The organism is Stenotrophomonas bentonitica, from assembly GCF_002887735.1.
Taxonomy (GTDB): Bacteria; Pseudomonadota; Gammaproteobacteria; order Xanthomonadales; family Xanthomonadaceae; genus Stenotrophomonas; species Stenotrophomonas bentonitica_A.
This window is the reverse complement of the sequence record NZ_PKQP01000001.1, coordinates 29,350-54,158: the sequence shown is the minus strand read 5'-3', so window position 1 is coordinate 54,158 and position 24,809 is coordinate 29,350. Positions and strand designations below refer to the sequence as shown.

General features: G+C 63.7%; 26 protein-coding genes and 1 tRNA gene. 19 read left to right on the top strand and 8 right to left on the bottom strand.

Annotated elements, in window-relative coordinates; genetic code table 11:
• Positions 1 to 10: 10 nt before the first annotated feature.
• Both C0R07_RS00295 and hutC read left to right on the top strand, forming a co-directional pair.
• Positions 11 to 1,387, top strand: coding sequence for a formimidoylglutamate deiminase (locus C0R07_RS00295; protein WP_102787966.1), 1,377 nt, complete (start codon positions 11 to 13; stop codon positions 1,385 to 1,387).
• Between the two features lie 27 nt (positions 1,388 to 1,414).
• Complete coding sequence (hutC, locus tag C0R07_RS00290) at positions 1,415 to 2,143, top strand: histidine utilization repressor (RefSeq protein ID WP_019184312.1); 729 nt, start codon at positions 1,415 to 1,417, stop codon at positions 2,141 to 2,143.
• Positions 2,144 to 2,146: 3 nt separating this feature from the next.
• Here hutC and C0R07_RS00285 read toward each other — a convergent pair whose 3' ends face one another.
• The 3 genes from C0R07_RS00285 to C0R07_RS00275 all read right to left on the bottom strand — a co-directional run bounded on the left by C0R07_RS00285 (position 2,147) and on the right by C0R07_RS00275 (position 4,332).
• Positions 2,147 to 3,187, bottom strand: a complete 1,041-nt coding sequence (locus C0R07_RS00285) for a restriction endonuclease (protein WP_102787965.1) — start codon at positions 3,185 to 3,187, stop codon at positions 2,147 to 2,149.
• 275 nt (positions 3,188 to 3,462) lie between these two features.
• Positions 3,463 to 3,957 (bottom strand): phasin family protein, encoded by a 495-nt coding sequence (locus tag C0R07_RS00280; protein WP_070425433.1) that lies wholly within the window; start codon positions 3,955 to 3,957, stop codon positions 3,463 to 3,465.
• Positions 3,958 to 4,056: 99 nt separating this feature from the next.
• The gene (locus C0R07_RS00275; RefSeq protein WP_019184309.1) at positions 4,057 to 4,332 is read right to left on the bottom strand and encodes a polyhydroxyalkanoic acid system family protein; all 276 of its coding nucleotides are present in this window, start codon (positions 4,330 to 4,332) and stop codon (positions 4,057 to 4,059) included.
• A gap of 121 nt (positions 4,333 to 4,453) precedes the next feature.
• Here C0R07_RS00275 and C0R07_RS00270 point away from each other — a divergent pair, with 121 nt between their 5' ends.
• The 4 genes from C0R07_RS00270 to aroA all read left to right on the top strand — a co-directional run bounded on the left by C0R07_RS00270 (position 4,454) and on the right by aroA (position 9,155).
• A complete protein-coding gene (locus tag C0R07_RS00270) occupies positions 4,454 to 5,254 on the top strand; it encodes an FHA domain-containing protein (protein WP_070425432.1) in 801 nt (266 codons plus the stop codon).
• Positions 5,255 to 5,390: 136 nt separating this feature from the next.
• Complete coding sequence (serC, locus tag C0R07_RS00265; RefSeq protein WP_102787964.1) at positions 5,391 to 6,476, top strand: 3-phosphoserine/phosphohydroxythreonine transaminase; 1,086 nt, start codon at positions 5,391 to 5,393, stop codon at positions 6,474 to 6,476.
• A 51-nt stretch (positions 6,477 to 6,527) separates the two neighbouring features.
• A complete protein-coding gene (pheA, locus tag C0R07_RS00260; protein ID WP_102787963.1) occupies positions 6,528 to 7,724 on the top strand; it encodes a prephenate dehydratase in 1,197 nt (398 codons plus the stop codon).
• 117 nt (positions 7,725 to 7,841) lie between these two features.
• The gene (gene aroA / locus C0R07_RS00255) at positions 7,842 to 9,155 is read left to right on the top strand and encodes a 3-phosphoshikimate 1-carboxyvinyltransferase (RefSeq protein WP_102787962.1); all 1,314 of its coding nucleotides are present in this window, start codon (positions 7,842 to 7,844) and stop codon (positions 9,153 to 9,155) included.
• A 162-nt stretch (positions 9,156 to 9,317) separates the two neighbouring features.
• On the opposite strand, the gene C0R07_RS00250 is transcribed toward aroA, so the two are convergent.
• Positions 9,318 to 9,896, bottom strand: a complete 579-nt coding sequence (locus tag C0R07_RS00250; protein WP_102787961.1) for an energy transducer TonB — start codon at positions 9,894 to 9,896, stop codon at positions 9,318 to 9,320.
• Positions 9,897 to 10,044: 148 nt separating this feature from the next.
• On the bottom strand, positions 10,045 to 10,680 hold the full coding sequence (locus tag C0R07_RS00245; RefSeq protein WP_019184303.1) for an energy transducer TonB: 636 nt from the start codon (positions 10,678 to 10,680) through the stop codon (positions 10,045 to 10,047).
• Positions 10,681 to 10,792: 112 nt separating this feature from the next.
• On the opposite strand from C0R07_RS00245, the gene serS reads away from it, so the two are divergent.
• Positions 10,793 to 12,073: a serine--tRNA ligase gene (gene serS / locus C0R07_RS00240; RefSeq protein ID WP_046273366.1), complete on the top strand. Its 1,281-nt coding sequence runs from the start codon at positions 10,793 to 10,795 to the stop codon at positions 12,071 to 12,073.
• Positions 12,074 to 12,198: 125 nt separating this feature from the next.
• Here serS and C0R07_RS00235 read toward each other — a convergent pair whose 3' ends face one another.
• Positions 12,199 to 12,558 (bottom strand): SH3 domain-containing protein, encoded by a 360-nt coding sequence (locus C0R07_RS00235; RefSeq protein ID WP_070470452.1) that lies wholly within the window; start codon positions 12,556 to 12,558, stop codon positions 12,199 to 12,201.
• A gap of 380 nt (positions 12,559 to 12,938) precedes the next feature.
• Between C0R07_RS00235 and C0R07_RS00230 the strand changes: the two genes are divergently transcribed.
• On the top strand, positions 12,939 to 13,541 hold the full coding sequence (locus tag C0R07_RS00230) for an OB-fold protein (protein WP_167390305.1): 603 nt from the start codon (positions 12,939 to 12,941) through the stop codon (positions 13,539 to 13,541).
• 101 nt (positions 13,542 to 13,642) lie between these two features.
• On the opposite strand, the gene C0R07_RS00225 is transcribed toward C0R07_RS00230, so the two are convergent.
• Entirely contained in the window at positions 13,643 to 14,224 is a 582-nt protein-coding gene (locus tag C0R07_RS00225) for an FMN-dependent NADH-azoreductase (protein WP_102787959.1), read from the bottom strand.
• Between the two features lie 126 nt (positions 14,225 to 14,350).
• Between C0R07_RS00225 and C0R07_RS00220 the strand changes: the two genes are divergently transcribed.
• The 11 genes from C0R07_RS00220 to C0R07_RS00170 all read left to right on the top strand — a co-directional run bounded on the left by C0R07_RS00220 (position 14,351) and on the right by C0R07_RS00170 (position 23,341).
• Complete coding sequence (locus C0R07_RS00220) at positions 14,351 to 15,343, top strand: LysR substrate-binding domain-containing protein (protein WP_019184298.1); 993 nt, start codon at positions 14,351 to 14,353, stop codon at positions 15,341 to 15,343.
• 153 nt (positions 15,344 to 15,496) lie between these two features.
• A tRNA-Ser gene (locus tag C0R07_RS00215) sits at positions 15,497 to 15,586 on the top strand.
• Between the two features lie 86 nt (positions 15,587 to 15,672).
• Complete coding sequence (locus tag C0R07_RS00210) at positions 15,673 to 17,133, top strand: site-specific integrase (RefSeq protein ID WP_167390304.1); 1,461 nt, start codon at positions 15,673 to 15,675, stop codon at positions 17,131 to 17,133.
• Positions 17,134 to 17,173: 40 nt separating this feature from the next.
• Positions 17,174 to 17,455: a tyrosine-type recombinase/integrase gene (locus C0R07_RS00205; RefSeq protein ID WP_167390303.1), complete on the top strand. Its 282-nt coding sequence runs from the start codon at positions 17,174 to 17,176 to the stop codon at positions 17,453 to 17,455.
• Positions 17,456 to 17,484: 29 nt separating this feature from the next.
• Positions 17,485 to 18,030 (top strand): hypothetical protein, encoded by a 546-nt coding sequence (locus tag C0R07_RS00200; protein WP_102787957.1) that lies wholly within the window; start codon positions 17,485 to 17,487, stop codon positions 18,028 to 18,030.
• A 359-nt stretch (positions 18,031 to 18,389) separates the two neighbouring features.
• Positions 18,390 to 19,472, top strand: a complete 1,083-nt coding sequence (locus C0R07_RS00195; protein ID WP_102787956.1) for an ankyrin repeat domain-containing protein — start codon at positions 18,390 to 18,392, stop codon at positions 19,470 to 19,472.
• Positions 19,473 to 20,084: 612 nt separating this feature from the next.
• On the top strand, positions 20,085 to 20,453 hold the full coding sequence (locus C0R07_RS00190; RefSeq protein WP_102787955.1) for a hypothetical protein: 369 nt from the start codon (positions 20,085 to 20,087) through the stop codon (positions 20,451 to 20,453).
• A 154-nt stretch (positions 20,454 to 20,607) separates the two neighbouring features.
• The gene (locus tag C0R07_RS00185) at positions 20,608 to 21,276 is read left to right on the top strand and encodes a hypothetical protein (protein WP_102787954.1); all 669 of its coding nucleotides are present in this window, start codon (positions 20,608 to 20,610) and stop codon (positions 21,274 to 21,276) included.
• An 88-nt stretch (positions 21,277 to 21,364) separates the two neighbouring features.
• Positions 21,365 to 21,598: a hypothetical protein gene (locus tag C0R07_RS00180; protein ID WP_102787953.1), complete on the top strand. Its 234-nt coding sequence runs from the start codon at positions 21,365 to 21,367 to the stop codon at positions 21,596 to 21,598.
• Between the two features lie 159 nt (positions 21,599 to 21,757).
• Complete coding sequence (locus tag C0R07_RS00175) at positions 21,758 to 22,420, top strand: hypothetical protein (RefSeq protein WP_146027570.1); 663 nt, start codon at positions 21,758 to 21,760, stop codon at positions 22,418 to 22,420.
• Between the two features lie 345 nt (positions 22,421 to 22,765).
• A complete protein-coding gene (locus tag C0R07_RS00170; protein ID WP_102788241.1) occupies positions 22,766 to 23,341 on the top strand; it encodes a hypothetical protein in 576 nt (191 codons plus the stop codon).
• A 579-nt stretch (positions 23,342 to 23,920) separates the two neighbouring features.
• On the opposite strand, the gene C0R07_RS00165 is transcribed toward C0R07_RS00170, so the two are convergent.
• Positions 23,921 to 24,568: a hypothetical protein gene (locus C0R07_RS00165; RefSeq protein ID WP_146027569.1), complete on the bottom strand. Its 648-nt coding sequence runs from the start codon at positions 24,566 to 24,568 to the stop codon at positions 23,921 to 23,923.
• Positions 24,569 to 24,809 lie beyond the last annotated feature (241 nt).

The window sequence follows — 24,809 nt, the reverse complement described above, 5'->3', positions numbered from 1 at the left end:
ATGTCCAGTGATGCCAGCCAACCCCGCACCGATCCTCCGTTTCCACGCCACCCACGCGCTGCTGCCACAGGGCTGGGCGCGCGATGTGCGCATCGCCAGCCAGGGCGGCATGCTGGTCGAGGTGACCCCGGGGGTGCCGGCCGAGGCGGGTGATACCGCGTTGGCCATCGCCCTGCCGGGCCTGGGCAACCTGCACAGCCACGCCTTCCAGCGCGGCATGGCCGGGCTGACCGAGATCGGTGGCAACAGCGGGGACAGCTTCTGGAGCTGGCGCGAGCTGATGTACCGTTTCCTGGCGCATCTGCAGCCCGAGGCCATGCAGGCGATCGCCGAGCAGGCCTATGTGGAGATGCTGGAATCCGGGTTCACCCGGGTTGGCGAGTTCCACTATCTGCATCACGGGCCGGACGGTGCGCCTTACGCCAACCGTGCCGAAATGGCCGAGCGCATCGCCGCTGCCGCCCGGTCCAGCGGGATCGGCCTGACCCTGCTGCCGGTGTTCTACGCACATGCCGATTTCGGTGGCGCCGCGCCGAACCCGGCCCAGCGCCGGCTGATCCACGATGTGGATGGTTTTGCCGAGCTGCTGAAGGGCTGCACGCGCGCGCTGCAGGGCCAGGACGATGCGGTGCTCGGTTTCGCCCCGCACAGCCTGCGCGCGGTGACCGGCGAGGAATTGTCGGCGTTGCTGCCCCTCAACACCGGCCCGGTCCACATCCACATCGCCGAACAGACCCGCGAGGTCGATGCCTGCGTGGCCTGGAGCGGGATGCGCCCCGTGCAATGGCTGTACGAACACGCGCCGGTGGACGCACGCTGGTGCCTGGTGCACGCCACCCACATCACCGGGGCGGAGCTGCAGCAGATCGTGGCCAGCCACGCGGTGGCCGGGCTGTGCCCGATCACCGAGGCGAACCTGGGCGACGGCCTGTTCCCGATGCAGGCGTTCGCGCGCGCCGGTGGCCGGTTCGGTGTCGGTTCCGACTCCAACGTCCTGATCGACGCCGCCGAAGAACTGCGCCTGCTCGAGTACGGCCAGCGCCTGCACCTGCGTGGGCGCAACGTGCTGGCCCCGGGCGATGGCCAGTCCACCGGCCGCTGGCTGTACGAACAGTCGTTGAACGGTGCTGCGCAGGCGCTGGGCGTGGCCAGCGGGCTGCAGGTCGGCGCACCTGCCGACCTGGTCGAGCTCGATCCCGATCACCCGGCGCTGATCGCCCGCGACGGCGATGCCTTGCTTGACAGCTGGGTGTTCGCCGCACGTAATGGCGCCGTGCGATCGGTATGGCGCCAAGGGCGCCAGTTGGTTCGTGACGGTCGCCACCCGCAACGCGAGGCGGTGGCCGCACGGTTCGCCGCGGCACTTCGACCGTTGTTGAGGGTCTGATCCGACCCTCCCATGCAGGAATCCAGAGTGACGGGCAAGAAAGCAGCAACCCTCAATCAGCGCATCCGCGCCGATCTGGAAAGCCGCATCCTCAGTGGACAGTGGGAGCCTGGCTTCCGCATCCCCTACGAACACGAGCTGATGGAGCAGTACGGCTGCTCGCGGATGACCGTGAACAAGGTGCTGACCGCGCTGGCCGAGAGCGGCATGATCGAGCGCCGCCGCCGTGCGGGCTCGTTCGTCGCCCGGCAGCCGCCGCACCTGGAACAGGTGGCGCTGGAGATCCCCGATATCGCGATGGCGGTGGAAGCGCGCGGGCATGTGTATGGCTACCAGCTGCTGGAGCGCGCCTACCGCCGCCCGCGCGAGCAGGTCGCGGAGGAAACCGCCCTGGCCGGCGGCGAAAAACTGCTGGCGATCCGCTGCCTGCACCTGGCCGATGGCCGGCCGCTGGCACTGGAGCATCGCCTGATCAGTCCGGTCGGCGTGCCGGAGGTGCTGGAGGTGGATTTCGAGACGACGGCGCCAGGCAGCTGGCTGCTGCAGAACGTGTCGTGGACGCGCGCCCAGCACCGGATCAGCGCGTGGGGCGCCGATGACGCGGCCGCCACGCTGCTGCAGGTCAAACCCGGCACGGCATGCCTGGTCATCGACCGCCTCACCTGGCGCGGCGAGCAGCCGATCACCTGCGTGCGGCAGATGTTCCTGGGCGATGCCTACGACCTGGTCGCCCGGTTTTCGCCGGGCGCGCGCTGACCGTTACAGCGTGGTGCATTGCCGCCAGCGGACCGGCTCATCCACGCCGGGGCGCGGGTTGAGCTGGATGCGCACGGTGCGCAGCGCCGGGTAGCGGGTCACTTCCTCGCAGATCAGCGGCCAGATTGCATCAATCTCGCCGGTGCGGTTGATCGCCAGCGTCTGCCGCGTCAGCCAGATGCCGCTGGCCACGCCGGGGCGGGTGGCCACGTTGCGTGACAGTTCGTGCTGATAGCGGTCCAGCGTGGCGTTGTCGGGGTTGGCGTCCATCGCAGCCGCGGGAGCATCGGTCGCCGGTCCTGGACGACCCTCGTGCGCTGCCGCGGGTGGTGCCGGTGCGGCGGTGGGGGCGGTGGGGGCGGTATCGGCCGGCGCCGGGACCGCTGTGGCGGGCGTCATGGCGGCAGGCGCGGTCGTTGCGGATTCGTCGTCGGCCCATTGTCTTTCCAGTCCCGCGGTCAGCGAGCCCAGCCCGACCATCAAGCCCAGTGTCGCCGCGCCCAGCGCCGCGATCGAAATCCGGCGGATCGCCTCGCGACGCGCACCGGCCTGTACGCGGGACTCCATGTCGCCGGGCAGATACGGCTGCAGCAGCGGCCACAGCAGCGGGCCGTCCAGAACCTCGACATTCTGCTTTTCAGCGGCGATGCGGCCATCGCGCTCGACCTTGCCTTCGGTGATCAGGATCCCGCCGCGGGCACCGGCCAGGCGCGCGGCGGCGCCCAGCTCATTCACCGCCGCCGTGCCGATCCGGTAAGCGCGCCCGTGCTTGCAGGAGAGCAGCCAGCGCTGCGGACCGTCGTGCATGAGGAAATCGCTGCGGGGTTGGCGGCTGTCCACGGCCTCATCGGGCACGTCCTGCAGGCCACGCTGCTCGTGCATCGCACGCCGGACGATCAGCGAAAATTCCCGCCAGTGCATGCCGGCCAGGGCATTGAGGCCAAGCTGGGTCTCCTTGCGCTTCCGTTTGATCAGCCAGAAGTAGGCCGTGGCCAGGAACCAGGCGATGAGGGCCAACAGCAGGGCCAGAATCCAGGAGAGCATGCAGGGGGATATGAACAGGGAAGTGCGATAGACAGTTTATATGCGCCTTTGCACGTCAGCGGCGCGTCGTTGTCGCACGCATGGGCATCCGGCGATCACGTCGGTGACGGCCGTCTCACTTTGTGGTGGTGCGGCCGATCGAGCGCCCACAAAAAACCCGCCAATCCAAAGCCGTGAGGGGAGGGAACAAACGGCGGTGGAAGCGATTGGCGGGTCGATTTCGATTGTCAACAAAGTCGTGCTGCTTTGCAACAAACGAGGTCGGATCAGTTCAGTCAGGCGTCGGAGGTCGGCGACTGGTGCGTCCCCGGCGACGGATCGGCCGACGGGGAGGCATTGCGGGCCTCGGCGCGGTTGACCCGGGTAGTGAGGGCGTCGATCCGGGCATTGAGGGCGGCCACGTCCTCGGCGGTCGGGATGTGCAGGCGCTTGAGCACGCCCTGGACCCGGTCATCGAAGGCCTTCTCGACCTTGTCCCAGGTGCCGCTGGCCTTTTCACGGGCCTCGCCGAGGTGTTCCTCGACATTGTCGCGCCAGCGCGGCGTATCGCCGGCCTGCTCACGGTTGCGGGCCTCGATGTTCTCGCCTTCCTTGACCAGGTTGTCGAAGACCCGGCTGCCTTCGGCCTGTGCGCGCCCGAAGGCGCCAAGCCCCGCCAGCCAGATCTGCTGGGCCGAATCGGTCAGCTTGCGCGAGAAGCGCTCGGCCTGATCCTGCAGCGAGGGCTTCTCGCCGGGGATGCGATCGTCGAAGTCGTTGGGTGAATTCATGGGGCGATCCCTGTGGGTGGACACCCTTGGATCGTATGCATCGCCGGCTTCAAGCGATGTGATGGCCGGCGCCTGTGCAGCGCCGGGCCGGGTGTCGGTTCAGCCGAGCTTTTCCTGCAGCACGCGCTGGATCTCGCTTTCCACCATGCTTTTCATGGCCGAGAGCAGGAAGCCGAGCTTGGCGGTGACCTGCACCTGGCCGGGCTGCAGCGCGATCGCGCCATCCACGCCGGAGCCGCTGAAGTTCAGCACGTCGCCCACCCAGCTGGACTGCAGGCCGAAACGCTCGGACAGTTTGGCGGCGACTTCTTCGATGGCCTTGCGCGCGTTTTCGGCGGGCAGGGAGTGGGCGTGACGGATATCGATGGTGGACATACAGTCTCCTGGCGGACAACGGCGCGGATTCGGGCGTGCATTGTGCGCATCCTCAGGCACAACTCCAAGGTCTGCGTCACACTTCTTCTTCCCTGACATTCAACCTGCTAGGCTGCGCCGCGTGCAGAACCTGCTAGTCCACTTTACTCAACGCCAACACCCTGACCAGCCGCTGCGGCCCGGGGTGCAGCGCATCGTGCGTCATGCTTCGGGCACTGTCCGGCTTGGCGATGACACACCCGGCACCTTGTTGCTGGCCCAGTTCTGCCTGGACGACCGCGGCTTGTGGCTGCAGGTCGCCAGCGGCATCCGCGGCATCCACGTCAACGGCCGCCCGGTGCGGCGGATGGCGCTGCTGCGCGCGGGCGACGCCGTCTACGCCGATGGCGTGGAGATGGTGGTGCAGGGCGACTGCGAGGCCGTTGCGCACGCACCGCCGCGCAGCGATGACGGTGGCGATGACCAGCGTCTGTTGCGTGGCGTCGGCGGCCAGCACCACGGGCGCAGCTTCACCCTGGATCGCCCGCGCGTGATCGGGCGCGGGCCGGAGGCGGACATCGTCATCGACGACCCGGCCTTCGCCGAGCAGCACGCCCGCCTTGAGCAGCACGGCGAGCGCCTGTTGCTGCGCGACCTGGGCGCCGGTGAGTCGACCCGGGTCAATGGCGTCACCGTTCGCCACTGCTGGCTGCAGCCCGGTGACCAGCTGGTCTTCGATGCCCAGCACCGCTTCGTGCTCGAGGTGCCGCATGACGGCCGCAAGCGCATCGTGGTCGAGGAAGAAGACGACGGCTTCGAAGCGCGCCAGCGCCCGGAACCGGTGGCCGTGCCCAAGCGGGTGAGCCGCTGGCCGTGGCTGCTGGTCAGTGCGCTGCTGCTCGCGGCAGCGATCAGCGGCCTGCTCTGGTTCGGGGCGAGGTAGTGCCGGCCGCTGGCCGGCAACCAGGCATACCTGGCGTGGGCCATTAGATTCGTTTGCAACCAAATTCGCCTTGTCCTGCAAGGCCTAAAGGCTGGTGCGCTGCGGCATACTAGGGGTCTTGCCCCATAGGTGTGACATGACGCGCGCGTTCAATTTCAGTGCCGGCCCTGCAACGTTGCCGGAATCGGTCCTGCGCCAGGCGCAGGAAGAGATGTTGGAGTGGAACGGCGCGGGCGCCTCCATTGTCGAAATGAGCCACCGCGGCCCGGAGTTCATGGCCGTCGCCGCCCAGGCCGAGGCCGATCTGCGTCGCCTTATCGGCATCCCGGACGACTACGCGGTGCTGTTCCTAGCCGGTGGCGCGACCACCCAGCAGGCCCTGCTCGCACTCAACTTCGCCCAGCCCGGCCAGACCGTGGATTACGTGCTCACCGGGCACTGGGGCAAGACCGCGATCAAGCAGGTCAGCCCTTACGTCACGGTCAACGTCGCCGCGAGCAGCGAAGCCAATGGCTTCCACGACATCCCGGCGCGCGCCAGCTGGCAGCTCTCCGATGACGCGGCCTACGTGCACATCACCGCCAACGAAACCATCCACGGCGTCGAGTTCCGTGACACCCCGGACGTGGGTGACGTGCCGCTGTTCGCCGATTTCAGCTCCTCGATCGCCAGCGAGCCGCTGGATGTCAGCAAGTACGGCCTGATCTATGCCGGCGCGCAGAAGAACCTCGGCCCGGTCGGCGTCTCGGTGGTGATCGTGCGCCGCGACCTGCTCGAGCGCAGCGGCCAGCCGCGCGCGGACATCTTCGATTACCGCTCGCACGTCGCGCGCGATTCCATGCTCAACACCCCGCCGACCTGGAACTGGTACCTGGCCGGGCTGGTGTTCCAGTGGATGCTGGCCGAAGGCGGCGTGGAAGAATTCGCCCGCCGCAACGCGGTCAAGTCGGGCCTGATCTACGGGGCGATCGACCAGTCCGGCGGCTTCTACCGCAATGAAGTCGTCCCGGCCGCACGCTCGCGCATGAACATCCCGTTCTTCCTGCCGGATGACACGCTCAACGCGCGTTTCGTCAGTGAATCCAAAGCGGCCGGCCTGCTGGCGCTGAAGGGCCACAAGGCGGTCGGCGGCATCCGCGCCTCGCTGTACAACGCCATGCCGGTGGAGGGCGCGCAGGCGCTGGCCGCCTTCATGCGCGATTTCCAGCAGCGCAACGGCTGACGCATTCGTTTTTCCCGGGGCGCTCGCCGCCCCACCGCAATTGGAACCCAGATGGCCACCAAACCCGCCAAGCCCAAGGCTGCCAAGCCAGCGCCGACCCCGCCCAAGGCGGCTGCCCCCGCGAAGAAGGCCAAGGCCGCCAAGCGCGATGCCGCGCCGGCCGTTGCCGCGCCCGTGCTCTCGGACGTGCGCGCCAAGATCGACCATATCGACCGCAGCATCCAGGCGCTGATCGCCGAGCGCGCCAACTTCGCCCACCAGGTCGGCAAGGCCAAGGGCAAGCTCGCTGCCGCCGTGGATTACTACCGCCCCGAGCGCGAAGCGCAGGTGCTGCGCATGGTGGTGGACCGCAATGAGGGCCCGCTCAGCGATGAAGTGCTGGTCCACGTTTACCGCGAAATCATGTCGGCCTGCCTGGCCCAGCAGGAGCCGCTGAAGATCGGCTACCTCGGTCCGGAAGGCACCTTCAGCCAGCAAGCCGTGCTCAAGCACTTCGGGCGCTCGGCGCTGGGCCTGCCGCTGGCCAGCATCGAGGAAGTCTTCCAGGAAGTGGAAGCGGGCAACGCCGATTTCGGCGTGGTGCCGGTGGAGAACTCGGGGCAGGGCACCATCCAGATCACCCTGGACATGTTCCTGACCTCCAACCTGAAGATCTGTGGCGAAGTGGAGCTGCGCGTGCAGCAGTACCTGATGTCGCGCAGTGGTCGGCTGGAGGATGTCGAGCGCGTGTATGGCCACCCGCAGTCGTTCATGCAGACCTCCTCGTGGCTGCGCGCCAACCTGCCCAAGGCCGAGAAGATTCCGGTCTCCAGCAACGCCGAAGGCGCGCGCCGCGCCCGCAATGCCGATGACGCCGCGGCGATCGGCGGCGAGAGTGCCGGGCATGTGTACGGCCTGAAGAAGGTGGTGACCAAGCCGATCCAGAACGATGCGGACAACACCACGCGCTTCCTGGTCATCGGCCGCAACATCTTCCCCACCTCCGGCCACGACCGCACCTCGGTGCTGGTGTTTATCCACGACAAGCCCGGTGCACTGTTCGACGTGCTCAGCCCGTTCGCGCGGCATGGCATCAGCATGAACCGGATCGAGTCGCGCCCCTCGCACAACGCCAAGTGGGAGTACGGCTTCTTCATCGATCTGGCCGGCCATGTCGACGACGAGGCGATGCAGGCGGCCCTGGCCGAACTGAAAGCCCACTCGGCGCAGATCAAGATCCTCGGCTCCTATCCGGTCGCCGTGCCCTGATCCGAACGGCGTGGCCGCGCTGCGCGCTACGCCCGGCCCGGTGCCCGCATGGGCACTGCGGCCCTTCCGCACACCGTTGCATCGCCGCTGCGGCGGCCCCGCCCCATAGGATTTCCGATGACTGCATCTCCGTACTGGATCGCCCACAAGGGCCAGCCCCTGCAGGGCAGCCTGACCATTCCCGGCGACAAGTCCGTCTCGCACCGTTCGGTGATGTTTGCCGCGCTGGCCGATGGCGTGTCGCGCATCGATGGCTTCCTGGAAGGCGAAGACACCCGCGCCACCGCCGCGATCTTTTCGCAGATGGGCGTGCGCATCGACACCCCGTCGCCGTCGCAGCGCATCGTGCATGGCGTGGGCGTGGATGGCCTGAAGGCGCCGAGCGCCCCGTTGGACTGCGGCAACGCCGGCACCGGCATGCGCCTGCTGGCCGGGCTGCTGGCCGCGCAGCCGTTCGATTCGGTGATGGTCGGCGATGAATCGCTGTCGCGCCGCCCGATGCGCCGCGTGACCGGCCCGCTGGGCGAGATGGGCGCGAAGATCGAGACCGAGGCCGATGGCACGCCGCCACTGCGCGTACAGGGCGGGCAGACGCTGCGCGGCATCGCGTTCGCCTCGCCGGTCGCCAGTGCGCAGGTCAAATCCGCCGTGCTGCTGGCCGGGCTGTATGCCGAGGGCGAAACCTCGGTCATCGAGCCGCACCCGACCCGCGACTACAGCGAGCGCATGCTGCGCGCGTTCGGCGTGGATATCGAGTTCTCGCCCGGCAAGGCCCGCCTGCGCGGTGGCCAGCGCCTGCGCCCGACCGATATCGTGGTGCCGGCCGATTTCTCCTCGGCGGCGTTCTTCCTCGTGGCCGCCAGCGTCATCCCGGGGTCCGAACTGCGCCTGCGCGCGGTCGGCCTCAACCCGCGCCGCACCGGTCTGCTGGCCGCGCTGCGCCTGATGGGCGCGGACATCACCGAAGAGAACCATGCCGAGCAGGGTGGGGAAGCGGTGGCCGATCTGGTGGTGCGTTACGCGCCCCTGCACGGCGCCGAGATTCCCGAAGCGCTGGTGCCGGACATGATCGATGAGTTCCCGGCGTTGTTCGTCGCCGCGGCCGCCGCGCAGAGCAACACCGTGGTGCGTGGCGCGGCCGAGCTGCGGGTCAAGGAATCGGACCGCCTGGCCGCGATGGCGACCGGCCTGCGCACGCTGGGCGTGCAGGTGGACGAGACCGAGGACGGCGCGACGATCCATGGCGGCGCGGCGCTGGGCAGCGGCACCATCGAAAGCCATGGCGATCACCGCATCGCGATGGCCTTCGCCATTGCCGGCCAGCTCAGCACGGGCGAGGTGCGGGTCAATGACATCGCCAACGTAGCGACCTCGTTCCCGGATTTCGATGGTCTGGCGACCGGCGCAGGTTTCGGGCTTCGCGCCGGCTGAGATAATGCCGGGTTCTGCCGCTGCTGCGTCCAGATGCCCGGTATGCGTGGTTGCCGAGCAGCGCCCGGCACTGCCTTGACCTGGCGTCGTCGCGGTACTTCACGGAACAAAAAAAAGGGAGGCCACTGGCCTCCCTTTTCGTTCCCGCCTCAGCGCAGCTGCTTAACGCTCAGTACGGAAATCCACCGGCACGCGAACCACGCTGGCGACGGCGCGGCCGTTATGCATGGCCGGCTCGAACTTCCAGTCGCGCACGGTGGTCAGCACCGCACGGTCCAGATCGCGATCACGCGTACCGCTGCGCTGCACGATGTTGGCATCGGTCACCTGGCCGCGGGTATCCACGTTGAGGCTCGCGACCACGCTGCCCTGCACGCCGCTGCGCAGCGCCGTACGCGGGTAGGCCGGCTTGGCATTGCTCGCCAGCGGGCGCGCCTCACGATTGCGCACGGCCGGGGTCGCCTTGCGCTGCTCGGTAGCCGGAGACGCTTGGCGCGCCGCCGGGGCCGGCGTCGTCGCTACCGGCGCGGTCTCGGTGGCGGGCAACATGCGCTGGCCGACCGGCGCGTCGTTGGTATCGCCCGGGGTGGCATAACGCAGCCACACCAGCGCAGCGGCGAACATCGCCACGATCAACGCCACCCACAACCAGGGTGACGTACGGCGATTGTGGGGCTCATCGATCACGTCGCGCTGATGCTGCGGCGAGCGGGGCATGTCCGGGGCATGGGTAACACTCATGGCTGACTCCTGGTGTCGATGTGACACCCGCAGTCTTGCGCGTACCCGGTTGCGGATGTGTCAGCGCACCGTCAACGCGGCGACTGCATTGCCATCAAGGTTCAGTTTGCTGAGCCGTTGCAAAATCACCGCGTGATGCGGTGATGAGTCACTGCGGAGTGAAGTCGAACGGTACTTCCAGGCTGCCAGGCACCGGCACACCATTGCTCTGCGCCGGCTGGAAGCGCCAGCGGCGCACTGCATCGGACGCGGCACGATCAAGGTCGCGTGAACCGCTGCGCTGAATCAAGGTCACGGCCGAGGGATAGCCGGTGGCATCCACATCCACGCGGACCACGACCGTGCCGCGATCCCCCCGGCGCAGTGCGGCTGGCGGGTAGCTGGGCGGCGGCGACTGGTCGGCAATCGGCTGCGGGCGGTCGCTCGGTGCCATCGCCACAGGCGCAGCAGGCGCGGCCGGTGCAGCGGGCGCAGCCGGCGGCGGCGGCGGGGCGGTCTCCACCAGCTGCGGCTTTTCTTCATTGGCCGGCGGCGCCTTGGCGTCGGGCATGTCGCTGGAGCCGGCCGCAGCGGCCAGCGGCTCGGGCAGGGGCTCGACCTCGGCCACCTGGGCAGGGGTCTGCGCGGCGGGGTCGGCCTTGTAGAAGCCGTCCTTGCGGCTGCTCAGCCACACCACCAGGAACAGCAGCACGCCCGCACCGAAGGCGATCGCGGCGATCTTGAGGCTGCGGCGGGGCAGCTGGAAAGTGATGTTCTTGCCAGAAGTCGAGCGGGAAGCAGACATGGGGCATACCGTATGGATCACCGCGATTCTGCCACGCCCGGGATGAACCGGCGGCAGAAAAACGCATAACAGGCGATAATCCCCCTCCGAATCCGTAGACCCCTCTGCCGCCATGCTCGATCCAGCCCTGCTCCGCCAACAGCCCGCCGACCTTGCCGAACGCCTGCGCTCCTCGCGCGGTTTCGAGCTGGATGTCTCCGGGCTGGAGTCGCTGGAAGCCGATCGCAAGCGGATCCAGGTGCGTACCCAGGAGCTGCAGAGCCTGCGCAACAGCCGTTCCAAGGCCATCGGCCAGGCCAAGGCCAAGGGCGAAGACGTCTCGGCGATCATGGCCGAGGTGGCCGCGTTCGCCGATGAACTGAAAGCCTCGGAACTGGCCCTGGATGTGCTGCGCGAGAAGATCGAAGCGATCGCGCTGGGCATCCCGAACCTGCCGGCCGAGGATGTGCCGGCGGGCAAGGATGAATCGGAGAATGTCGAGCAGAAGCGCTGGGGTACCCCGCGCGCGTTCGATTTCCCGGTGCTTGATCATGTCGAGCTGGGCGCCCGCAACCGCTGGCTGGATGGCGAGACCGCGGCCAAGTTGTCCGGCTCGCGCTTCACCGTGCTGCGTGGCCCGATCGCGCGCCTGCACCGCGCCCTGGCGCAGTTCATGCTCGACCTGCATACCGGTGAGCACGGCTATGAAGAGACCAACGTCCCGACCCTGGTCAATGCCGAGTCGCTGCGTGGGACCAGCCAGCTGCCGAAGTTCGAGGACGACCTGTTCAAGACTGCCGTGGGCGAGTCCACCCGCTATCTGATCCCGACCTCGGAAGTGCCGCTGACCAACATCGTGCGCGATGAAATCATCGACGCCGAGCAGCTGCCGCTGCGCATGACCGCCCATTCGCTGTGCTTCCGCGCCGAAGCCGGCAGCGGCGGCCGCGACGTGCGCGGCATGATCCGCCAGCACCAGTTCGAGAAGGTGGAACTGGTCGCCGCCTGTACCCCGGCGCAGAGCGATGAAGAGCACCAGCGCATGACCCGCTGTGCCGAAGTCGTGCTGGAAAAGCTGGGCCTGCCTTACCGCAAGGTGCTGCTGTGCACCGGCGACATGGGCTTTGCCGCCATCAAGACCTACGACCTGGAAGTGTGGCTGCCCTCGCAGGACACCTACCGCGAAATCTCTTCGTGCTCCAACTGTGGTGATTTCCAGGCGCGCCGCATGCAGGCCCGCTGGCGCAACCCGGAAACCAGCAAGCCCGAACTGCTGCACACGCTCAACGGTTCGGGCGTGGCGGTCGGCCGCGCGATGATCGCGGTGATGGAGAACTACCAGAACGCCGACGGCAGCATCACCGTGCCGGACGTGCTCAAGCCCTACATGGGCGGGCTGGATGTCATCGGCTGATCCGGTGCTGTGACGCGTGTAAAAAACCCGCCGGAAGGCGGGTTTTTTGTTGGTGCTTCGGTAGCCACCCCATGGGTGGCTTCCGTACCGGTCATGCATCACCTGCTGCCACCCATGGGGTGGCTCTACCCGTCCGTCATCGGCGCCAACACGCCAAGCGGCACCCAGCCGGACGTGGTGCCGCCAACCAGCTCGCACCAGACCCAGCTGTTGAGCTCGCGCTCACCGCGCACGTGTTGACCCACATCCACGTCCAGTTCGCGCGCGCAGTAAGCCTCGGCCGCCATCGCATCGCCCTGCGCGTTGCGGCCGATCACCTGCGCCGGTACCCAGCCGGCGGCCTGGCCCGGCGTCTGGCACAGATACCAGTTGTCCCAGCCTTCGGGCCCCTGGTAGCGCTCGCCGACCTGCAGCGGATCGCCGGGCTGCAGGGTGATCGGGTGGGGGAACTCGCTGCGGTGGGTCTGGATGACGCGGTAATCCATGCGGAATCAGCCATGTGTAAAGAGCCCCCAGCTTAGCGGCCATCGCCGCGACGGGGCAGCGTTGATTGCGTCAGCGATGCGGCTTCCAATGAGGAAGAGAGGCAGCTCAGAAAACGCCGTGATGAAATGTGGGAGAGGTTGATAGCCGAGTGGGCGGCACTCGGCGTGGAAGGCCGCAGAGACGGCAGGCACGGGGCTTCGCGGATGAGCATCCGGTAGGCGACCCATACGGCCCGCACGTGGTGGTGTGATCGATGCCCATTTCCTGCGGCACACAGCGGACAGGCTGGGCACTGACATCTACTTCCACAGGACGCACGGTGACTACAGCGGCTGCACCCCTCCCATCCACCAATCCCGCCGGCATCGCCGCATGGCTGATGCTGGGCATCGCCTGGCTGTGCTTCCTGATCCCGTTTCCGGGGCTCGGGCTCATCCTCGGCTGGCCGCTCAATCTGGTGGCCTTCATCCTGGCTGTCGTGGCGATGGCCAAGGGCGGCGCCGGCAAAGGCATCGCCCAGCTCCTGCTGTCCCTCGTCGCCTCCCCGCTGGTCTACCTCGTGGGCGTCGTGGTGTTCGCCGGTACCGTCAGCGCGATCGGTCAGCCGGCCCTCGATGCCCAGGCCAATGCGGGCAAGGGCCGCCAGCAGGACATCACCATCGCGCCTGTCGTGCCTGTCGTGCCTGTCGAAATCAGCGCGCGCCAGCTCCATCGGGACTACGAGGCCAATGAGGTCGCCGCCGACGTCCTCTACAAAGGCAAGCGGCTGCTGATCACCGGCGAAGTTGCCAGCATCCAGACGGATCTGATGGATAAGCCGCAGGTGCAGCTGAAGGCCGGAAGCGTCGACCAGGTGATGATCTCCGGCCTCTCCAGGGAAGAGGCCGGCGCGCTCGGCAAAGGCGACACTGTGCTCGCGGCCTGCACGGGCAACGGCATGATCCTGGGATCACCGATGACGCGCGACTGCGAACTGCAGTAAGGCCGAGCCGCGTCCAAAAAAGATGGCCCCTGGAGGGGCCATCTCTGCCACACCCACACCGTCACGACGAGGGGGAGGGAACGGTGTGGGTCCTGCGCGGCTCAGGCTGCGGCGAGTTCTTCCGGCTGCGGCAGCGCGGCCAGGGCCTGGGCAATCGCATCGGTGCGGTGCTGAGGCGAATAGGCGATGCCCTCGGCCCGCACGAACTCGACGTTGTCGATGCCGAAGAAGGCGAAGACCTGGCGCAGGTAGGGGTCCTGGAAGTCGGTCGGGGCGCCGGTGTGCAGGCCGCCGCGGCTGCTGGCCACGATCACGCGCTTGCCGCCGGCCAGGCCCACCGGGCCATTCTCGGTGTACTTGAAGGTGCGCCCAGCCACGGCCAGGCGGTCGATCCACGCCTTGAGGGTGGAGGCGACGCTGAAGTTGTACATTGGGGAGCCGATGACCACCACGTCGGCGGCCAGGAACTGCTCCAGCACCTGCTCGGCGTCAGCCACTTCGGCCGGATCGGACCGGGCCAGGGACGAGCTGCGCAGGTGCGGGACCGGCTGGGCATCGAGGTCGCGGTAGCTCACTTCCAGACCCGGCACCTGATCGCGCCACTGCTGGACCACGGCGGCGGAGAGCTGGCGGGAAACCGAGTTGTCGCCAAGCACGCTGGCGTCGATGTGAAGAAGCTTCATGGCAATCACCTGTTATCTGGGGAGGGGCGGGGCAAGGCGCCGCCGACGGAGATCAGGTTAGGTTGTTGCCTGTTTGGAATAAAGGTGGTTGAATACCACGTATTGTTCTATATCTGGAACTTCGGTATGCAAGACCTCAACGACCTCTACTACTTCGCCATGGTGGTGGATCATGGTGGCTTCGCCGCAGCAGAACGCGCGCTGGGCATCCCCAAATCCCGCCTGAGCCGCCGTATCAGCCAGCTGGAAACCGACTTGGGCGTCCGCCTGCTGCAGCGCTCCACGCGCCGCTTCGCGGTGACCGACGTCGGCACCAGCGTGCATCGCCACGCGCAGACCATGCTCGCCGAGGCTCAAGCCGCGCGAGAGGTGGTGGATCGCCTCAGCGCCGAGCCGCGCGGTCTGGTGCGCGCCAGCGTGCCGGTCTCGCTCGCGCAAATGCAGCTGCCCAAGCTGCTGCCGATCTTCCTGGCGCAGTACCCCAAGGTGCGGCTGCAGCTGAATATCAGCAACCGCCGCGTGGACATCATCAACGAAGGCTACGACGTCGCCCTGCGCGTGCGCTCGCGCCTGGATGACGATGGCAGCCTGGTGATGCGCAGCTTTGGCCAGGTGCAGGAACTGCTGGTGGCCAGCCCCAAGTACCTGGATCGCGCCGGCCGCCCGAAAGACCCGGACGAGCTGACCAACCACGTCACCCTGAGCATCAGCGAAGACGAAGCCCGTCAGCGCTGGGAGCTGCACGGCCCGGAAGGCGCGGTACGCCGCGTGGACCTGCAGCCGCGCGTGGCGGGTTTCGATTTCCCGCTGCTGCAGAGCATGGTCAAGGACGGGTTCGGCATCACCATGCTGCCGGAAACCGTCTGCGCCGACGCCGTGCGCAACGGCGAACTGGAAGTGGTGCTGCCGGACTGGTCGCTGCCGCAGGGTATCTGCCACGCCGTCTTTGCCTCCCGCCGCGGCCTGCTGCCGGCGGTGCGCGTGTTCATCGACTTCCTGGCCGAGCACCTGCCGCCGCAGCTGGAGGCTTCGCGCCTGGATTGCGGTGGCGCGTGCGAGCGGGCCAAGGAGAAGATCAAGGCGAGTGCGCTGGGTGCCCTGGCGGTGGACGCGGGCTGAGCCCGACAGCCGGCGGGTGGGCAAATCCCACCTGAAATGCGAGAATGCGACCCCCGGCCCATGCCGGGGAGCCATGCCGGACGGGGTGATCCCTGGCCGGTTGCCCGGGTTGCAATGACCGGGGCACGCGGGGCGCGGAAGCGCTGCCGATACGGAGAGATGGCCGAGCGGTTTAAGGCACCGGTCTTGAAAACCGGCGAAGGGTCATTCCTTCCGTGGGTTCGAATCCCACTCTCTCCGCCAATTTCCATATAAGTTATTGATTTTATTTAACTTATTTCGAATATACAGGTCTGCCAGCGGGACACAGATCGGGACACATCTCCCGAATGCGCATCCCCCATCACCTGATCCGCACCGCCTCAGGCACCTATGCCTTTCGTCAGCGCGTGCCCAGCGATTTGCAAGTCGTCATCGGCCGTAAGCTCATCAAGCAAACGCTTCGAACCTCAAATATGGCATCTGCCAGGCTTCGCGCGATTGTCTTGGCATCAGGCTATGCTCACGCCTACGACCTGCTGAGGGACCAGCGAGTGGACCGCCTTAGTAAAAAAGACTTGGACGCCCTCGTTGACCGCCTAAGCGGCGGCGGAGATCGGCGCGATCTGACGCTGCATCGGACGCAAGCGGCGGATGGCACAATCACGGAACGCTGGCAGATCGACAGCGAAGACGATGTCCGTCTATTCCGCCAGGCGCAGACCTTCGCCACAGCCGCAGAAGTGGCGGCGATCGGCATGCTCGATCCCGAGCCTAGGCCTGTTCGCGAGCCGCGTCCTCAGGTCAGCGAGACAATTTCGTTGGAGAAGGCGCGCGACGCGTGGCTGGCGAGCATCAAGCCGCGAACCTTGTCTAAGACTTATACGATCAAGAAAGCCGCAGTCGAGTCGCTCGTTGCGTTCCTCGGGCCTAAGTCAAAGCTCCACACGGTCACGAGGCCCGATTTGGCGCGCTGGTATCAACATCTTCGTGACAATGGCGCCTCGACGCCAACACTGACGAACAAGCAGAGTTATGTCGGTGGGAAAGCGGGCTTCTTCGACTGGGCCATCGCGTCCGGTTACTACCCGACGGGTGACAATCCCGCGACAGGCCATGTGAGCTATTCGCTGCGTGAGAAGCGTGCCAGACGCAAGCTTGGCTTCAAGGCGTACGACCGTGATCAGATCCAAACGATCTTCTCGCCGAGCAACTTCGAGAAGCTCTCTGAGAATGCTCGATGGGCGTCGCTCCTTGGCCTCTACACAGGCGCACGAGCGTCGGAAGTGGGGCAGCTCTTGATTGCAGACATCGTGTTGGAAGGAAAGCTCCCTTGCATTCGAATTTCTGACGAGGGCGAGAACCAAAAAGTCAAAACGGAGGTCAGTCTTCGGACCGTTCCTCTGCATCCGGATTTCCTGGCGCTGGGCTTCATGGACTGGGTTGCAACGCGCAAAGCGGCAGGGCACAAGCGCTTGTTTCCCCAGGCGAAGGGCGATGCGCTCAATGGTCAAGGCAACTGGATCACGAAGGCCTTTAGCAGGCATCTGTCGGTGGTTGGCAAGGACTGGCCAAAGGCAAAACGCGGCTTCCACTCGTTGCGAAAGACCTTCATCCAAGAACTTCAAACACTCGGTGTGGCATCCGAGCTGCGCGCTCAGATCGTGGGTCATGAGTTGGACGATGAGCACCACGCCACTTACAGCCGCGCATTCACCGCAAAAGAGAAGCTCAACGGCATGGGGAAACACTCACCAGGCTTGGCCGCGTTGACCTATGAGTTGCGCTTGCGAAAGCAAAACAGGTCGTAGTGCCGAGCTAGAGGTGATTCACGTTCGAAGCAGCCTAGCTGTGCAGGGACTGTTCCTCGATAGCAAGGCAATCTTGCAGGGCCTGAAAAAGGCTGGCGAGATCGAAGCGCTTCGGACCCACGACCTACGCCGAACCTTTGCTACAGTGGCCGAGGAAGTGGCTTCGTATGCGGTGGTGAAGCGGCTTCTCAATCATCGCAACAGTCGGGACGTCACCGGCCGTTATACAAAGGTGGACGATGCGCGGTTGCTGGAAGAGATGGCGCGTATTGAGAGGGTGATGTTGGGTGCAGACCCACTGCTTGTGGCAGTGTTGACCTAGAACCAAACGAGCGTATCAAGGAGGATGTAATGAGCAGCGAGCTTGTGATCGTAAAGTTGGATAGGCTGGGCGCGCAGGGGGAGGCGAGCACCTCTCTCCCGCCAAAATACTCAGTAATGCGCTTAACGGCCACGGCCACGACCACGGTTTCGGGGCGAGATGGTGTTGGCTTCGCTTTCCTTGATGTCAACGGAAATCGTATTGACGCGGATTCACGAGAAAAGGTTGGCGATACCCTCCAAGGCCTCGATCAAGCAAAGTCCTCGCCAGAGGGTAGTAATTCCACTTTAGTCAGTAGCTGGGACGCTTTCTCCGAAAAGTTTGATCCCCATCCAGTTGAGGTCGCTGAAACAGAATTCGTGTCGGAAACTTCGGGTTTTTTGGTCAGGCGGATCAGTCTATTGATCGGTACGACGTGGCATTTGCCAAGCTGCAAGTTTGTTGTTATACCCAGCTTCGGGACCTCCATTCTTGGCGCCTATCCCGGCCTCGGAGATGCTGTTGGAGTGGCCAAGAGACTGGACCGAGAGCAGCAAGTCAAGCTCGCCCACAAGGGTTCTCAATTCAAGCTGTAACGCGTGCTACAAATTGTCCGGAGGAGCTTTGCCAGGATGACGGTTTGGCACGGCTTCGGTGACATCTTGGTCTTTCCACATCGTCACGTAGGCCGGTTCCCAATGCCGCCGATGCGAGCGCCAATGCTCGATGCAGAGTTCGGTCGCAAGATCTGCCTCTCGGCGGGCGTCTCTTGCCGGCAAGCGAGTGAGTGCGGCGATGTATGCACTGTTCCAGAATTCTTCGATGTTCATAATTAGTTGGGAAGTTGAAGTTCTCCGTGTTTAAGGTAAAGCGCGCAGCTGTCAAGTATGAATGCTTGGCAGGGTTAATCCTCTTTGAGTCTTGACGAAGTCAATTATGGCGATACGTTGAAAGGATGAGTAATAAGACCAGAGAAAAGTTCTATCGCGGACTAAAGAGAGCCATCCACGAGGGCGATTTAGCCACCGTCGTATCTCTCTGCGAGAAGCAAAAAGATGTAGACGAGGCAGCTCGAAGTGCCATCGTCTTGGCGATCAGACTGGATCGTGACAATGTCATTGAGCAGCTCCTACCACTGCTGACGGGCTCCTGGCAGAGCGAGCCATTGAACGAGGCGGCTAAAGCAGGCAAGACGGAGTGGGCGGAAAGACTAAGCCCGTTCTGCAACGTCGAAAGCGGAGATGCGCTTGTCCTCGCAGCCAGGCATGGGTATGTTGATACGGTCAAGCTGCTTATGCGCTCTTGCAGCCCTTTGGAGGGCGACTCACAAGCACTATATGAGGCCTCGCTTCATGGCCACGCCGACGTCGTTTTCCAACTGGTTTTGTTCTCGGACGCTAAGGCTAGGGGCAGTCGAGCACTGATCGCTGCTTGTAGGGCAGGTCATCTGGAGGTGGTCAGGCACCTTCTGCCGTTCTCGTCCAAGATCCAATGCGCGCAGCGGGGATTCGACGCTGCGGCAGAGCATAACCATGAGGCCGTTATCAAGTTCCTGATCGGGGCCGGGCTTCCCGATCCAGAGGATACGTACAGCCTAGGGTTGACCATTGCAGCTGCTAGGGGGCACGCCCCGTTGGTCCGAACTCTGCTTTGGGCTATTGTCCGCACCGGCTTTGCCCCGCGCGACTTCGGGCAGGAGGCCTTATTCGTTGCAGCCAAGAACGGTCATGCCGAGGTGGTGAAGTCGGTGTTGGAGTTTGCGCATAAGACTGCCTATCCCGAAGCGGCCCTATGCGCTGCATTGCTCAGTGCACACGATGAGGTGGCTGATCTGTTGGTTCGCCGGGTCAATCTGGACCACGTGCGTGAACTGATCTCAGACGAGGATGTCGAGGTGAGGCTGGATCGATCAAACGCGAGGGCTGGCGCCGCAGCGCAGAACAAAGAACTGCGATTCAACGAGAAGAGTCGGGAAAGAGAGTGTGAGGCGGCGGCGGGAGGTCTTCCTAAGAAGCCGCATCCTGCGCGACGGCTGTGATGAGGCCCTAGGAGTAGCGCTCAAGGGCTGCATGACCGACATCGAGGACCTTCTTCAATTAGTGGGCTAGGCAGGGTTCAGCGCTAGGCAGAGCCACGCCGACGCAAGTGTTAAGAAATGGTTAGCGTATGCGCTCGGCACCCTGCTCATGTTGACTCTCAAGCTGAAGACGTACATTGTCTCTGTGAAGACGCACAGTTTAAGGCTAGTGGCGTTATGATCAGCATGACGCGCAATGATTGTGCAGGGGGGGTGTAAAATGGATTTAACTGACGTGGCATCGTGGGCGTCGATTTTGTCACTTGGCATATCGCTGGTATCTTTTTTCCTGATTAAATCGGTGCGTGCCGCGGTTGTAGCTACTCGCAGGCGGGCGCGGCTTAGGTTTTTGTTTGATGAGATATTGACTATCCAGCCTGATGCCGTACCGTTATCAAGTGCATCAAGAAGCAAGTTCAAGTCTTTGGAGAACAATCTTCCTCGGGGACTGTGGGCATTTTGGACGGCAAAAAGCAAGACTGTCCGGAGTCTCCGGCGAGCCATCAAGGACGGCGATATCTCGCTTGTCATCGAAGGGCTTCACGATTACAAGTCTCACTGCGAGGAAGACCTATGAACAAGTATGAAATGTTGTTTGACGATATCGTGTTAAAGACAGATCAGGGGGCGATTACCTGGAAGCAGGTGAGGAAGGACGCCCATTCCGATTTGATCTTTAATGCCTCGCGAGCTTTTCGCCAGTATTCTGGAAACTACGAGCGTGATGGGCAAAACTACGAGGTTATAATTGTCGAGAAAAAAGCTGACGATCCTGATCACGATTACGCCTATGAACGATACATGCCGGAACTTCTGGTGGTTGATGGAAATGAGCTCTTAGTTACGCTGACTGACTCAGTGATCGAGAAGTCGCAATTGATTGAGCTTGTTAAGGAAGTGGAACTGAAGAACGACAAGGTGAAGAAGCTTTTCTCGATGTGAAGCCGGCACTGTGCTGGCGCAGCGTTAAGAAATTTACAGATGCGGTCTTCTCTAGTTGTAACTCGCACTGGGGTGAGGCCGAGGCTGTTGGCCATTGACGGGTGCTGCGCCAGCGTAGGGCCGTGCAGTTGTGAATGTCGGTAGAGAGTATCGGATGAGCTTAGTTAGCAACCAAGACAGCCTGGAAGAAGGGTTCATTCGCTCCGCCTTAGAGATCATTGCCAACTCTGGAAAAAGGTCGGCCGTTGTTGCGCGGTCGGACCATCAAACGGTCCGTCAGTTCTTGGATCAGGCGCCAAGCACCACGCGCTTCACGCAGTCAATGGCTGAATTCTACTTGGCCATCCCGCGGCGGCAATTTGAAGCTCTAAAGCGCGCACATTCCAACCCGTTCGCCGAGAGTGTGGGTCGGCCGAAAATGATCAGCAAGGGCGAGCTTTTGACCTGGTTCGGTCGCGTGAATAAGTCTGTGCACGCCATTTCAGGTGAGTTGGAAGGCCGTCTTGGCAGAACGTTAAGCGGAACGCCCTTTATCGTGATGCGCGACGCCAAGAAGAAGATCAACCGCATCGTCTCCCATGCCGGCATCACAACCCTTGATCTGGACGCGATAGAAGAGGCCTTTGCCTGCGGCGCCAGGATCGCGGCGCTTGGCGTTGATCAAGCATTGACTTTGCCTTGGACTAACCTTCGCGAGAAACGGCTATGGCGACAAGCCTATCGAATCCATATCGACCGAGCTCATGCAGAAATGGTAGCGATCTTGGATAGGCAGGAGCTCGATGAAGCAACGGTCATATCGCCTGAATCGACGGTCAGCTAGTCGGTACGGGCCCGTACTCGATGGTCCAAGCAACTCACTGTAACTTTGTTTCCGAAGCCGAGCAGGGTGCTCGGTAAGGAGAAGTCCCATGAAGTACGAAGTCGAGTTCAATGGTCTGGCGCAGTGCGCGCACTATTTGGAAGTCGAAGCTGAAAGTCCGGAAGACGCCTTGAGGATGGCCAAGGAGGCGGTCCTGTCGGATGCGTCATTTGCCATCGAGGAATGGGTGAATAAGCCCACGATCGAGAGCTTGAGCGAAGATGGCATGCTCATCGCAAGCAACTACGAGTTGGACATCGCGAACGTGGAAGACTACGAATGACAGAGAGGGCTCTTGCCCGCATCGGTCCCAAGGGTTGAATTGAAGGCCCTTGCCGTGCATGTCCTCGCGTTGCGGCTCTCTTTTTCCGGCAGGTCGCAGCTTTCAGGAGGGCGCTGCAGCACACGTTGACAGTTAAGGACGTTAAGTTAACGTGGATGAATGGATCAAGCTTCGAATTCCGAAAGATCGGCGACTCCGTCTGATCTTGAGCCAGGCCAAGACGAGGAACAACGCCGCCGTCTGTTGATTGCAGTGGTGAGGGGCGACTGTTCTGCTGTGAGGCTGGCGCTGGCATCTCTGTCGGATGGGAGGAGCGCGCAGCATGCGTTGAGAGTGGCCGCAGGTCTGGGCCATGCCAATATTGCCTCGATGATCATTCAAAGTGCTCTTCCCGATGCCGCCGATGCCCTTGACGGGGCGTTGGCGGCAGCGATCAAGGACAGTCAGATCGCGACCGGCCACCAATTGCTTTTCGAGGCATCACGGTTCGCTGAGCGACCTGCGTTGGTGAAATCACTTTATGCCGCTGGAAGTGTCGGGGCTGTGGATTTCATCGATGAGATCATGTTGGCGTATCGTCCGCCCAACAAGTCGCTTGTCTCCGCGTTTCGTGTCGCGCTGCTCGAGAAGAGGTGGCCGGCTGCCGTGCATATCTTCGATGGGGGCGATACGAGGCTATTTGATCGGTGGATAACGGAGACCGATCGGAGTTGCATGGATGCGTACCGAGCACTTCGGCAGTCCGATGCTGTCCGGGAAGAGTTGGATCATTGCACCAAGCCTCTAGTAATAGGGCACAAGCTGCCACAGCGGAGAATTTGAACGGATCCCAAAAGACGCGTGAGAGGGGCTGCCAGTGCTCTTGCTGCGAGGCTGAGAGGCTAACGCTTCCTACATCTGCCTGACTCCCCGATCGCTGGCAGTGCTTTCCAGGCGCGCTGAAATGAGGCCGCACGCTCCCGTGAGAAGGAGCTTGCCTAAGGCCTATGTCCGCCTTTGGCCTTCTCACTCTGGCCCCAGATGAGTGCTTTCTCAACGTGCTCTTCCACGGGTTTCAGTTGGTCGCTAGCCGCGCTGATACCACCTAATAGGAGGACGTCGGCGGATCCGGGTGGACAGCTAAGTTAGGTGGGCGATAGTCTCCGTCTTTTGATCAGGGGCGATCCGATGAGCATTCTCAATGTGTTGCTGCGCCCCGACCAACTACTTGTTGCGGTCGATACATGGGCCGAGGACGCCCTGACTCAGAAGCCATCGGTGGGCGCCAAGCTGCTGCTCATCCCGCAGCACAACCTGGTGCTGGCCAGTCGCGGCTCCGCCCAGTTTTTCTTGAAGATCTACGAGCTCTGCCTTCGAGCCAGCTTCCGTGCCGACTTCACCATGGAGCAGCTCATGGCCGAGCTGGGGCTGGTCATGGACCATCTTTGGCCGGACTATATTCGGGCGGCAGCGGAAGCGGGCATTGCTGGGGACATCTTGCATAGTGAGCTTGTTCTGGGCGGGTGGTCACCTAAGAACGGCCGGATGGTGGCCACGGTGTATGCCAAGGATGCGGACGGTGGTCCGGCACGGGTGCAGCCATTGGACGGCGGCGTTGCGTCACCTGGGGAGCCATTGCGTGGACGTCCGGACAGCTTCGAACTCAGGGCAGTTTTGGAGGCCGGCCGGCTGCAAGCGGCCTATCTCAACGAGAGCGTTGGTCGGTCCGTTGCCGGCGGGCGCTTGCTGGTCGCTGTCTTGTAGAAGGGGACAGCGTCGATCACGGACGTGGCTGCGCTCTGACCGGAATGCGCCTCCCATCCGGTCAGTGCAATCCATGCGACCGGCGCGGGCTCTGTTGGCATTCAGAACGACTCCGGAGTCGTTGTGTTTGGCCGTCACTCCGGGCATCACGGGCAGTGATCTCGGCTTGATCTGCCCAGCCGCTGCCACCTTCGACCCTTAGTCCGGGAGCTCGCCGCGGTAGGCGTCGGACAAGATGCGGCGTCGGCTATCCAAGTGGATGAACGCAAGTCCGCTGGCGCCGCGAGTTCGTCGTTGCCCGTCTCAGCAGGCGGCTCAATGGGCACCGGCGCTTTCCTCAACGATGTGGCGGTCTTCAACCACACGGGCACCATCATCGCCCGTCGGCACAGAAAAGGCGGTGCAAACACTTCGGCGCAGGTCTCAGGCGGCCGTCTTGCTCGCCTGCGCGAATGGCGTAAGGGGGCGCCCAAGGTGCAACCAGGCCGCGATAGCAATGAGCCGGTGCAGACCAAAGCGCACAGTGCCTTTTCGACATCCTCCGAAATGGCAAAGTCGCGCCAGTGGCTGCGATGCTGGTTATGCTGTGTCCAAGGATTTCAGCTGGGCGGTCAACAAGCGAGTCAGGCTTCGACGCGCAAAGAACCCCTGCAACTGTCGGGCTTTAATGGTTCTTGCTCTCAATCGAGCTTGGCCAGCCTCGCGGTGCTCAATGCAATAGCAGCGCGAAGCCCCACAGAGCTCTGCTTGGCTGGCGGTGACCGTCACCACGGTCACTTCCAGACTGGTGAAGGCGGTCTCGGCGGCGATGTCCGGATTCTCCGTGCTGGCGCGCTCGATCAGCGTCCGGAATCGTCCAAGGTCTCTTTCGCCGCCACTGCTGAGCGCCCCGACGTTGGTCGCACGACGGACATCATCATCGTCTCCGGGAACAGCTTGGCTCCAGCGCTCTGTGCGTTCGGGAATGACCGCGCGCACGACCTTGCCAGTAGGGTCAATCAGATCGATGACAACATCGAGCAGGTATACCGGTTCTAGCCCCAGGTTGGTCACGAAGCAGTGCGCATCCAAGTCCTTACCCGCGCCCGACGTGATCAGGATGGAGGGTCGCTGCTGCCGGCGATAGCTGCGTAGGAAGAAGCTCAGATAGACGACCCAGATCAAGGCTGTCACGCAGGTCATGGCTGCGGTTATCAGGGGCGCGAAATGAAGCAGATTCTGAAGCACGTAGAGGTTGTTCCCAGGGATTGACGCATGTAAGCAGGCTGCTGGCCAAATTAGCCCTTGAGCCGCTTGCACCCCGTGAAGCGCTTCCCTCCAGCGGGCCTGGCTCCCAACAATCTATGAACAGGTGAATGTGTGGCTCAGCCACACCTTCTAAGGCCGTGCGTAGAGATCCCCGTTGCCGCCTCGCAGGGCGCGAGCCCAATTTTGACGCGACCTTTGCAGTGGCTGCGCATACTTTTCC